This window comes from Mizugakiibacter sediminis (genome assembly GCF_000953855.2).
In the GTDB taxonomy this organism is placed as follows: domain Bacteria; phylum Pseudomonadota; class Gammaproteobacteria; order Xanthomonadales; family Rhodanobacteraceae; genus Mizugakiibacter; species Mizugakiibacter sediminis.
In genome coordinates, this window is sequence record NZ_DF970150.1 from 33,721 (window position 1) to 43,746 (window position 10,026).

Sequence of the window (10,026 nt, forward strand, 5' to 3'; positions counted from 1 at the left end):
AATCCGCGCAGCGGCTTCCGCCGGAGTGCGTCGCCGGATTCGGTGCGCAGATCGCCTCAGCGGCGGCAGCGCCGCTGCGCGGCGATTCCGCCCCGCGCGGCACGCTTGCGTGCGCGCCAGAACAGGAAGCCGCTGACCAGCAGCAGCGACGGCAACAGGCCGGCGAGCGCGACCAGCGCGCGCCAGGCGCCGCCGCCGGCTGCGCCCATGTGCAGCGGATAGATGTTGTCGCTCATGCGCGCGCCGGCACCCTGGCGCGTCGCGTCGCGCACGCCGAGCACGCGGCCGCGGTACGGGTCCAGCCAGATCACGCTGCGGCCGACCGGATGCCGTTCGCCCGCCGCCTGCGCGCGGATCGCCACTTTCGCATCGCGCGCGCCCGGCAGGACGAGACGGCGCAGTGCGGCGCCGGGCAGCGCCGCTTCCGCGGCGGCCAGCGTTGCGTTCCAGTCGAAGGGACGCGCCTGCGGCACCAGCAGCGGCGGTGGTGCGGGCTCCGGCGCATCGGCGAACGCAGCGCGCAGCGCGGCGCGCGTCGGCGCGTGGTAGACCATCGCCGTGCCGGTGGCGGTGACGGTGAGCAGCAGCGGCAGCGCCAGTGCACCAAGGCTGCGGTGCCAGCTCAGCCAGCGTCGCGTCGGCGGCTGCGCGTGCGGGCGCAGGCTGGAGAGCAGCGCGCCGCGCCGCGGCCACCACAGCCACAGCCCCGACAGCAGCAGGAACAGCGCGAGCAGCCCGACTCCACCCAGCACCTGCTCGCCGCGCGCGCCGGCGAGCAGGTGCGTATGCAGTTCGCGCAGCCACAGCAGCGCATCGTTCGACGGCGTGCGCGTCAGCAGCAGCGCGCCGGTCTGCGGGTCGAGGTAGCGGCGCGCGCCGTCGGCGAAGTAGAGCTGCCAGACCGGCAGCGCGGGCGTCGGCAGGTCGAGCGCGGTCAATCCCGCCGGACGCGCGGCACCGCCCAGCGTGTCCAGCACGGCGGCGAGCTGCGCGCGATCGGGCAGCGGCCTGCGCAGTTCCGGGTGCTGCCACAGCAGCAGTTCGCGCTGGAACGCCAGCGCCGTGCCGGACAGCGCGACCAGCGCGAACGCCAGTCCCGCGCTCAGCCCGAACCACAGGTGCAGGCGTTTCAGCCACGCGCGCGCGCGGACCGGCCGTGCGGCCGGCGCTGCCTGCGCGCGCAGCGGCGCAGCGGCCATCAGAAGCCCAGTTGCCAGGTCAGCGAGACCACGCGGCCGCGGCCGGCGAAGTAGGAGAGGTCGTCGCCCAGCGTCTGCGCGAAGTAGGTGATGTACTTGCGGTTCGCCAGGTTCTCGACGCCGAGCGTCCAGTCGCCGATCGCGCCGCGCAGCCGCGCGTAGGCGTCGGCGGTGGTGTAGCCGCGGAAGCGCGCGTCGGGCTTGCCGAGGAAGTCGAAGCCGCGGCCGAAGTAGTGCGAGAGCTGCAGATAGCTGGCGAAGTCCTCGCGCCACGCCTGCGTCCAGCCCAGGTTGAGGCGGTCCGGAGCGACGTTGGCGGCGTCGAGGTCGGAATCGACCTTGCCGTCGCCGTTGCTGTCGGTGCGCCCGCGCGTGTGCGCATACGCCAGCGTGAACTGCCCGCCGCTCCACGGCTTGACGCCGCCGCGCGCTTCCCAGCCGCGCAGCGAGGTGCGCTGGCGCGCGACGTTGTAGACGTCGTTGGCGGCGTCGTAGACCAGCAGCGCGCCCAGCGCGGAGCGCGAGGTCCAGGTGCTGACGCGCGCGTTCCAGACGTCGTCGTCGTACTCGGCGCCGAACTCGCGGTTGTCGGAGACCACCGGCTGCAGGTCGAGGAAGCTCTCGACGCTGAGGCCGGGCTGGTCGATCGCGCGCAGCACGCGGCCGACGTCGGGCAGCGTGTAGCCCTGCGCGTAGCTGGCGAACACGTTGAGGTGGTCGCCGGCGTACCAGACCGCGCCGAGATTCGGCAGCGTTCGGGTGAACTCGCGCGTGCCGCCTTCGACGGTGACGCCGTGGTAGAACGCCAGCGTGCGGTAGGTCGGCACGTCCAGCGCGCCGTGCTCCCGGCGCAGGCCGGCGGACAGCGACAACCGCGGCAGCGGCCACAGCTCGGTCTGCAGGAACGGCGCCCAGCCGGTGAAGGTGGTGTCCGGCACCCACTTGCGGCCGGTCAGCGCGAGTTCCTGGTAGGTGGCGTCGCGGTAGCCGTCGACGCCGCCGAGCACGCCGAGCTTGCCGTCGAGCAGGCCGCGGCGCGTCCACGACAGGCGCGCACCGTCCTTGTCCGACACGTTCTGCGACTGGTCGAACACGCTGGGGCCGAGCGCCGGATCCTGGAAGGTGGCGAACGTGCCGCCGCCGAACAGCTCGCGGTTCTGCTGATGGTAGAGCTGCGCGCGCAGCTCGCCGCCGGCGAGCGCGCCGTCGCGGTAGTCGAGGCTGGCGGTGAGCACGCGGTTGCGCGGCGCCTCGCCTTGCTGCGTGCCGCGCCGCGAGGTGGTGGGGACGCCGGCGTCGGCGTCGCCCGCTACGACGACGAAGTCGCCGTCGCCTTGCAACTGGAAGCGGTTGACGGTGAGTTGCAGGCGGCGCGCGTCGCCGAAGGCGTAGCCGAGCTTGGCGAACAGATCCCAGTTGCGCGAATCCATCAGGTCGCCCTGCGTGCCGTCGACGCCGATAAGGCGGCCGTCGGCGTCGCTGTACATGCCGCGCGTGCGCTGCGAGACGCCGGCGACGATGTCGAACGCACCGCTGCGCGCGCCCAGCGTGTAGGCGCCGCCGTAGCCGGTGCCGTCGCCGCCGCGCGTCGGTGCGCTGGCGTTCAGCGTGATCTGCTGCTGCACGCCTTCGGCCTTCGGCGCCTGCCGGGTGACGATGTTGATGATGCCGCCGGCGGCGCCGAGGCCCTGCAGCGAGTTGGCGCCCTCGACGATCTCGATGCGCTCGATCATCGCCGGATCGATGGTGTAGCCGTCGCGCGAGCCGTCGCGCAGCGGGCTCGACTGCGGCACGCCGTCGATCATGTACAGCGGACTGCGCCCGCGCAGCGTCTCGCCGAAACCGGACAGCTTCTGCCGCGACGGCGAGAACGCCGGCACCAGATTGCCGAGGATGGTCGAGAGGTCGGGCGTGATGGCGAGTTGCCGGGCCAGATCCGCGGAGGTGATCACCGTGATCGTCATCGGCAGCGCGCCCTGGCTCTGCGGCATGCGCAGGGTGGAGGCGGAGACCTCGATGCCGTCGAGGGTGGTGGCCGGTTCGGCGTGGGCGGCGGCGGCAAGCGCCAGCGCGACGGCGCCGGCGAGGGTGCGGACGGAGCAACGCATGCGGATCCCCGGTTCGAAGTCTGGTCGCGCATGCTAATGCGAGTAATTCGCATTTACAACGGATGCAGGCCGAGCACGCCGGCGCGGCGCTCAGCCCGGAAAGCGCGCGCGTACCTCCTCCCAGTGCGGCATCGCCCGCGCCGCGCCGACGCGCTCGGTCGACAGCGCCGCGGCGCGGTTGGCGTGGCGCACCGCCTCGATCAGCGGCCGCCCGGCAAGGCGCACCAGCGCCGCGGCCAGCGCGCCGCTGAAGGCGTCGCCCGCGGCGGTGGTATCGATTGCGCGCACCGCTTCGGCCGGCAAGCGGTAGCGCGCCACCGCGTCGCCCAGGCGGTCGCCGTCTTCGGCGTGCGAGACGAAGCAGCCGTGGCGGCCGAGCGTGATCACCACGCAGGGCACGGGCAGCCGCCGCGCCAGCGCGTGCAGTTCGGCGTCGGGCAGGGTGGCGAGCGCGTCCGCGTCGACCTCGGTGCCGGCGAAGCGCGCCAGCAGCAGCGCCAACTCGGTCTCGTTGGGCGTGACGAGGTCGCAACGGCGCAGCGTGTCCGCCGCCAGATCCGCGTGCACCGGTGCCGGATTGAGCACGCAGGTCGCGCCCGCGACACCGGCGAGGTCGAGCGCCGCGTCGACCGCGTCGAGATTGTTCTCGAGCTGCACCAGCAGCACGCGCGCGTCGGCGAAGGCGCCGCGCTGCGCGCGCACGAAAGCCGGATCGAGCCGCTCGTTGGCGCCCAGCGCGACGACGATCTGGTTCTGCCCGGCGGCGTCGACCAGGATGCCGGCGGCGCCGGTCGGCGCGTCGTCGCGGATCTGCCAGCGGCCGTGCAGGCCCTCGGCGTCGGCCAGCGCGCGCGCCGTGGTGCCGAGCGGGTCGTCGCCGATCGCGCCGACGAAGGTGGTGGCGACGCCTTGGCGCACGCAGGCCACCGCCTGGTTGAAGCCCTTGCCGCCGGGACCGGCGACGAAGCCGTGCGCGCGGCGCGTCTCGCCGGGGCGGCAGAAGCGGTCGACCTGCCAGACGTGGTCGTGGTTGTAGCTGCCGACCACGACCACCTGCGCGGGAGCGGACATCGCCGGCGTCCGCTCAGGTGCCGATGCGGCCTGCGGCGTGCAGGTCGCGCGTGCCGCCCGCCGCGTGGCGATGCTTGAACAGCGGCACGAAGAACGCCGCCATCGCCAGCGCGTACAGCGCGAACGTCAACCAGATGCCATGCCAATCCTTGCTCTGGTCCGGCGCCGTGAACCAGCGCTCGATCAGCACGCCGCTGACGGCGCTGCCGAGCACGGCGCCGACGCCGTTGGTCATCACCATGAACAGGCCCTGCGCGCTGGCGCGGAACTTCGGGTCGCTCTGCTGCTCCATGAACAGCGAGCCGGAGATGTTGAAGAAGTCGAACGCCATGCCGTAGACGATGCAGGACAGCACGATCATCCACAGCCCGCCGCCCGGGTTGCCGTAGGCGAACAGGCCGAAGCGCAGGAACCAGGCGAGCATGCTCATCACCATCACCGCCTTGATGCCATAGCGGCCGAGGAAGAACGGGATGGTCAGGATGAACAGCGTTTCCGACACCTGCGAGATCGACATGATGATCGCCGGGTAGCGCACCGCCAGCGTGTCCTTGTAGATGTCTACGCGTGCGAAGTCGTGCAGGAAGGTGTCGCCATAGGCGTTGGTCAGCTGCAGCGCCGCGCCGAGCAGCATGGCGAAGATCAGGAACACGGCGATGTTGCGTTGCCTGAACAGGGTGAACGCGGTCAGTCCGAGCGCGTCGACCAGCGATCGGCCGGCGGCCTTGCCCAGCTTCGGCGGGCACGGCGGCAGGGTGAACGCGTACACGCCGAGCACCGCCGCCGCGGCTGCGGCGACGCGGAACTGGCCGGCGGAGGTCTCGAGGCCGAGCAGGCTGACCGTCCACAGCGCGGCGATGAAGCCGATCGTGCCCCACACGCGGATCGGCGGGTAGTCGCGCACCACATCCAGGTCGGCGCTCTTCAGCGCGTTGTACGACACCGTGATCGCCAATGCGATCGTCGGCATGTAGAAGACCATGTTCAGCAGCATCACCCAGAACAGCACGGACGGGCTGTCCACCGTCGGCACCACCAGCAGCATAACGGCGCCGGCGAGGTGCAGGATGCCGTACAGGCGCTCGGCGTTGAGCCACTTGTCCGCGACGATGCCGGCAAGCGCGGGCATGAACAGCGCGGCGATGCCCATCGTCGAGAAAATCGCGCCGAACGACGAGGCCGACCAGTGCCTGTTCTGGAACCAGTAGGCGCCGATGGTCAGCAGCCACGCCCCCCACACGAAGAACTGCAGGAAGTTCATCACCACGAGGCGAAGCTTGAGGCTCATCGGTCACCTTCGGAAGCGGGTGGGCCGGGGTGCCGGAGCGACGCGCACCTGGCCACGCCTGCGGTACCGGCGCGGCAGCGTGTCGGGTCGCCCTGCAGGTGCGCCGAATCCCCCGGAGCGCGCACGGCCGGGGCAGCGTAGGGCATGCCCGCCGGGGCGACAAGCGGGCTCAGCGCAGCACGATCCACAGCGCCAGCGTCGCGAACAGCAGCGCCGTGCCGATGCGCGCCGCGCGCAGCGGCAGCCGCGCGGCGAAGCGCACGCCCAGCCAGACCACCGGCACGTTGGCGGCGAGCATGCCGAGCGTGGTGCCGGCGACCACCTGCCACAGCGGGCGGTACTCGGCGGCGAGGATCACGGTCGCCACCTGCGTCTTGTCGCCCATCTCGGCGAGGAAGAACGCGATCAGCGTCGCCAGCAGCACGCCGTGGCCGGCGCGCTTCGCCGTCGGATCGTCGTCGGCGCGGTCCGGTACCAGCGTCCACGCGGCGACGGCGAGGAAGCTGCCGGCGACGATCCACTTCAACAGCATCGGCGACAGCCAAGCCGCGACCAGCGCGCCGACGCTGCCGGCCAGCGCGTGGTTGACCAGGGTGGCGCCGAGGATGCCGAGGCAGATCGGCCAGGGGCGGCGGTATTTCGTCGCGAGGATCAGCGACAGCAATTGGGTCTTGTCGCCGATTTCCGCCAGCGCGACGGCGGCGGTGGAAACGAGGAGGGCCTGCACGCATGCTCCGATGGCTGGGGACTGTCGAGACGATGGCGCGCGCGCCGCCCCAGCCGGGTTCGGCGCGTGCAGCCAAAGGTCTCGCCGGGCTTCTCGCCGTCCGCGCCATGGCCGGTGGGCCAAGCGTGTTGACGCGGACACCGCGGCGTCTCGCCGCGGCAGGCTACTCCCCGATGGAGCGCGCGCAGTCTAGCGACCGTCCCTGCCGCGGGCAATCGCGGCTGCACGCGGCGCGCACGCGTGGCAGTCTTGGAGGTCGCCGCGTTCGAGGAGAAGATCGATGGAATACCGCCGACTGGGATCGTCCGGTCTCAAGCTGTCCGCGCTGTCGTTCGGCGCGTGGATCACCTTCGGCCGCCAGCTCGGCCGCAAGGAGGCGCGCGAGCTGATCGCCTGCGCCTGGGACCACGGCGTCAACTTCTTCGACAACGCCGAGACCTATGCTGCCGGCGAGGCCGAGCGCGTGATGGGCGATGCGCTGACCGACCTGCGCCTGCCGCGCGACGCCTACTGCGTCTCCAGCAAGGTCTATTTCGGTGCGTCCGCCGAACCGCGGCCCACCCAGCGCGGGCTGTCGCGCAAGCACGTGATCGAGGCCTGCCACCAGGCGCTGGCGCGGCTGCGCGTCGACTATCTCGATCTCTATTTCTGCCATCGCCCCGATCCGGAAACGCCGATCGAGGAAACCGTGCGTGCGATGGACGACCTGATCCGCAACGGCAAGGTGCTGTACTGGGGCACCTCGGAGTGGCCAGCCGAACTGATCCTGCGCGCGCATGCCTTCGCGCGCGCCGAGCATCTGCATCCGCCGCAGATGGAGCAGCCGGAATACAACTTGCTGCGCCGCGCGCGTGTCGAAGTGGAGTACGCGCCGCTGTACCGCGAGATCGGGCTCGGCACCACCACCTGGTCGCCGCTCGCCTCGGGGGTGCTGAGCGGCAAGTACGCCGACGGCGTGCCGGCGGGCTCGCGCCTGGCCACGCCCGGCTTCGAATGGCTGCGCGAGCGCCTGCAGGGCGCGGAGGGCGAGGCGCGGCTGGCGCGGGCGCGGCGGCTGGCGGAACTGGCGCGTGAACTGGGCGTCACGTCCGCGCAACTGGCGATCGCCTGGTGCCTCAACAACGCGCACGTCAGCTCGGTGATCCTCGGCGCCAGCCGGCGCGCGCAGCTCGAGGAAAACCTCGGCGCGCTGCCGTTGGCCAAGCGCCTGGACGCGGCGACCATGGCACGCATCGAGGCGGCGGCCGCCTGATGCGGCGGGCGCTTGACGATCAAATGCGAATCATTATCATTTGATCGTCGTCCGCCGGATGCAGGTGCCGCCATGCCGCCGAACAGCCCGCCGTCTTCTCCCTCCAGCACGTCTCCGCTTGCGCCTTCGCCAAGCGTCCGACCGGCGCGCGCGGCCACCCGCCGCATCGAGAGCGCGCAGCTGCTGCAGGGCGCGCGCGAGCTGGTGATCGAGCACCTCGGCGGCGAGTACCACCTGCGCCTCACGCGCAACGACAAGCTGATCCTCACCAAGTAATCCGAACCGGACGCCAGCCGCCCCGCGCGGGCGCGCCAGCCCGTATTCCACGGAGGCGGCATGCTGGCCCGTTATCGTTTCCATGCGCATTGTTCGCCGCCGCTGCCGGGCGCCGTGCGTCCGTTGCGCCACGGCCTCGCGCATCTGGCGGCGCGTCTGCCGTCGCTGGGCTGCGTACTCTGCTGCGCCCGCGCCGACGCATCCGCCACGCGGGTCGTGCGCGGCGCCGGCGGCGTGCTGCTGCTCGACGACCCCAGGCTGTGCTGGCTGGGCGCGACGGCGCGCGTGGAGGCGCGCAGCGCGGTGACGCGTTCCGGACCACGCGAATGGCTGCGCTTCGAGGATGCCGGCGGCGACGCGCTGGCTTGCCTGTACCTGCTGCCCGACACCGACTGGCTCGCCTGGGACGCCTTGCTGGACGCGTGCGGCGTCGGCGCCGCGACGGAGGAGCCTTGCGCGCGCGCGGCGCGCATCGCGCCGCGTCGCGCCGAGCTGCTGCGCTTCCGCTGCCTGCACGTCGGCCGGCTGACCGCGCTCGGCTGCGAGACGGCCGAGCGGGTCTCGCCGCTGGGCCGCGCCGTCGCCGCCGAGATCGCCGGCAACCGCCGCGGCGTGCCGGCGTGAGCTCAGTCGATCGCGTCGACGGGCGGTGCCGGCGGCGCCGGTGGCGCGGCGGGGTGGATCTGCGGATGGGTCGGCGGCGCGGGCGGCGCCGGCGGTGCCGGCGGCGCGGGCGGAGGCGGCAGCAGCCAGCCGCGCGCCTCGGGGAGCTTGAGCCGCAGCGTCTCGCGCTTGCCATGGCGCAGCACCTCGACGGCGACGGTCGTGCCGGCCTTGGCATCGTCGTCGCGTTCGCGCAGCGCGCGCATCGCATCCTCCGGACGTCGCACCGGCGCGCCGGCCACGCTCACGATCACGTCGCCGGCCTTGAGGCCGGGGAACTGCTCCGGCTGCGCCGACAGCACCAGGGCGCCCTCGCGGGTGCCGAAATAGCTGCCGAGGTCGGCGTCCAGCGAGGCGAGGTTCAGGCCCCACCACGGCGCCATCACGCGCAGCATCGCCACGTTGCGGCCGGCCTGCTCGGCGGCACGTCGCGCCTGCTCGGTGATGCGCGCGACGTCGATGTCGTGGCCGGCGCGTTCGGCGGCGGCGTGCGCCTGCTCGGCGATGCGCCGCGCGTCGATGTGGTCGAGCTGCGCCTGCGCGGCGTCCAGCGCCGGCTGCACGTCCAGCAGCAGCGGCCAGCTGTAGGCTTCGCGGCGCTCCGCCTTGACGCCGAGGGTGAGCGGCTTGCCGTTGCGCTCGATGCCCAGGGCGACGGTTTCGCCGGCCTTGAACGTGCCGAGCAGGCGCTGCGCCGGCGCGCCGCGCTCGCCCTCCGTGCGCAGCGGCTTGCCGTCGACGCTGACGATCACGTCGCCGATGGCGACGCCGGCGCGTTCCGCCGGGCCGCCCGGCGTGACGGCGCTGACGCGCGCGCCCCTGGCGTCGGGGGTCAGCACCACGCCGAGCATGCCGCGGTCGGGGTCGGCGACGTAGTCGAGCGCATCGGCGCCCGGCGCGGCTTCGCCGAGGCGCGCGGACAGCTCGGCCATGCGCCCCGCCAGCGCGCGCATTTCGCCGCGCATCTGTTCGAGTTCGCGGCGCGCCGCGGCCGTGTCGGCGGCGCTGCTCGCGGGCGCCGGCGGGGTCGCCGCCCAGGCGCTGCCGCAGGCCAGCGCCAGCGCGGCTGCAAGGAGTTTCGTGCGCATATCGGGCCTCTCTAGTTGATCCACACGGTGGGGGTGCCGGCGTCGGCCATGGCGTAGCTATCCAGGCGCAGCGCGGCGAGCTGTTCGAGCAGGCCGACGCGCTGCCGCCACAGCGGCAGCTGGCTGCGCGCGTCGCCGCCGGCGGCGAGCTGCACGTCGACCAGGCCGATCATGTCCTCGAGCTCGGTGACGCCGGCGAGCGCGCGGCCGCCGAGCGGCGCGCCGCCCGCGCCCAGCGCGCGCACCCAGCGCTCCAGCCGCTGCGAGCGCGCGCGCAGCGCGGCCAGTTCCTCGGCGGGCGCGGGATTCGCCGCGCCGGCGGCGCCGGCATGCGCCGGGGCGGGCGCGGCCGCG

At 73.0% G+C, this 10,026-nt stretch carries 9 protein-coding genes, 1 pseudogene and 1 riboswitch; of the genes and pseudogenes, 3 read left to right on the forward strand and 7 right to left on the reverse strand.

All coding sequences use genetic code 11. The features are described from left to right. Positions 1–56: 56 nt before the first annotated feature. The 5 genes from MBSD_RS02040 to MBSD_RS02060 form a co-directional block, all read right to left on the reverse strand. Positions 57–1,199 (reverse strand): PepSY-associated TM helix domain-containing protein, encoded by a 1,143-nt coding sequence (locus tag MBSD_RS02040; RefSeq protein ID WP_062534588.1) that lies wholly within the window; start codon positions 1,197–1,199, stop codon positions 57–59. Further along, complete coding sequence (locus MBSD_RS02045) at positions 1,199–3,307, reverse strand: TonB-dependent receptor (RefSeq protein ID WP_062534590.1); 2,109 nt, start codon at positions 3,305–3,307, stop codon at positions 1,199–1,201. Before MBSD_RS02045 ends, MBSD_RS02040 begins: the two co-directional genes overlap by 1 nt. A gap of 90 nt (positions 3,308–3,397) precedes the next feature. Beyond that, positions 3,398–4,378 carry a ribokinase gene (locus MBSD_RS02050; protein ID WP_062534592.1) on the reverse strand — a complete coding sequence of 327 codons (981 nt, stop codon included), beginning with the start codon at positions 4,376–4,378 and terminating at the stop codon, positions 3,398–3,400. Positions 4,379–4,391: 13 nt separating this feature from the next. Beyond that, entirely contained in the window at positions 4,392–5,666 is a 1,275-nt protein-coding gene (locus tag MBSD_RS02055; protein ID WP_062534594.1) for a nucleoside permease, read from the reverse strand. 169 nt (positions 5,667–5,835) lie between these two features. After that, positions 5,836–6,393: a TMEM165/GDT1 family protein gene (locus tag MBSD_RS02060; RefSeq protein WP_062534596.1), complete on the reverse strand. Its 558-nt coding sequence runs from the start codon at positions 6,391–6,393 to the stop codon at positions 5,836–5,838. A 70-nt stretch (positions 6,394–6,463) separates the two neighbouring features. Further along, positions 6,464–6,569, reverse strand: a riboswitch (yybP-ykoY riboswitch). Positions 6,570–6,673: 104 nt separating this feature from the next. Here MBSD_RS02060 and MBSD_RS02065 point away from each other — a divergent pair. The 3 genes from MBSD_RS02065 (at position 6,674) to MBSD_RS02075 (ending at position 8,545) form a co-directional block, all read left to right on the forward strand. After that, positions 6,674–7,645: an aldo/keto reductase gene (locus tag MBSD_RS02065; protein ID WP_062534598.1), complete on the forward strand. Its 972-nt coding sequence runs from the start codon at positions 6,674–6,676 to the stop codon at positions 7,643–7,645. Between the two features lie 72 nt (positions 7,646–7,717). Beyond that, complete coding sequence (gene hemP, locus MBSD_RS02070) at positions 7,718–7,921, forward strand: hemin uptake protein HemP (protein ID WP_062534599.1); 204 nt, start codon at positions 7,718–7,720, stop codon at positions 7,919–7,921. Between the two features lie 60 nt (positions 7,922–7,981). Beyond that, entirely contained in the window at positions 7,982–8,545 is a 564-nt protein-coding gene (locus MBSD_RS02075; protein WP_062534600.1) for a ChuX/HutX family heme-like substrate-binding protein, read from the forward strand. A gap of 2 nt (positions 8,546–8,547) precedes the next feature. On the opposite strand, the gene MBSD_RS02080 is transcribed toward MBSD_RS02075, so the two are convergent. Continuing rightward, entirely contained in the window at positions 8,548–9,672 is a 1,125-nt protein-coding gene (locus MBSD_RS02080; RefSeq protein ID WP_062534602.1) for a PDZ domain-containing protein, read from the reverse strand. An 11-nt stretch (positions 9,673–9,683) separates the two neighbouring features. Beyond that, a pseudogene (locus MBSD_RS15300) lies at positions 9,684–10,026 on the reverse strand (hypothetical protein); the annotation flags it as partial.

Coding starts and splice junctions, on each gene's coding strand:
- MBSD_RS02040 (WP_062534588.1), bottom strand. CDS start 1,199: ATGGCCGCTGCGCCGCTGCGCGCGCAGGCAGCGCCGGCCGCACGGCCG.
- MBSD_RS02045 (WP_062534590.1), bottom strand. CDS start 3,307: ATGCGTTGCTCCGTCCGCACCCTCGCCGGCGCCGTCGCGCTGGCGCTT.
- MBSD_RS02050 (WP_062534592.1), bottom strand. CDS start 4,378: ATGTCCGCTCCCGCGCAGGTGGTCGTGGTCGGCAGCTACAACCACGAC.
- MBSD_RS02055 (WP_062534594.1), bottom strand. CDS start 5,666: ATGAGCCTCAAGCTTCGCCTCGTGGTGATGAACTTCCTGCAGTTCTTC.
- MBSD_RS02065 (WP_062534598.1), top strand. CDS start 6,674: ATGGAATACCGCCGACTGGGATCGTCCGGTCTCAAGCTGTCCGCGCTG.
- hemP (WP_062534599.1), top strand. CDS start 7,718: ATGCCGCCGAACAGCCCGCCGTCTTCTCCCTCCAGCACGTCTCCGCTT.
- MBSD_RS02075 (WP_062534600.1), top strand. CDS start 7,982: ATGCTGGCCCGTTATCGTTTCCATGCGCATTGTTCGCCGCCGCTGCCG.
- MBSD_RS02080 (WP_062534602.1), bottom strand. CDS start 9,672: ATGCGCACGAAACTCCTTGCAGCCGCGCTGGCGCTGGCCTGCGGCAGC.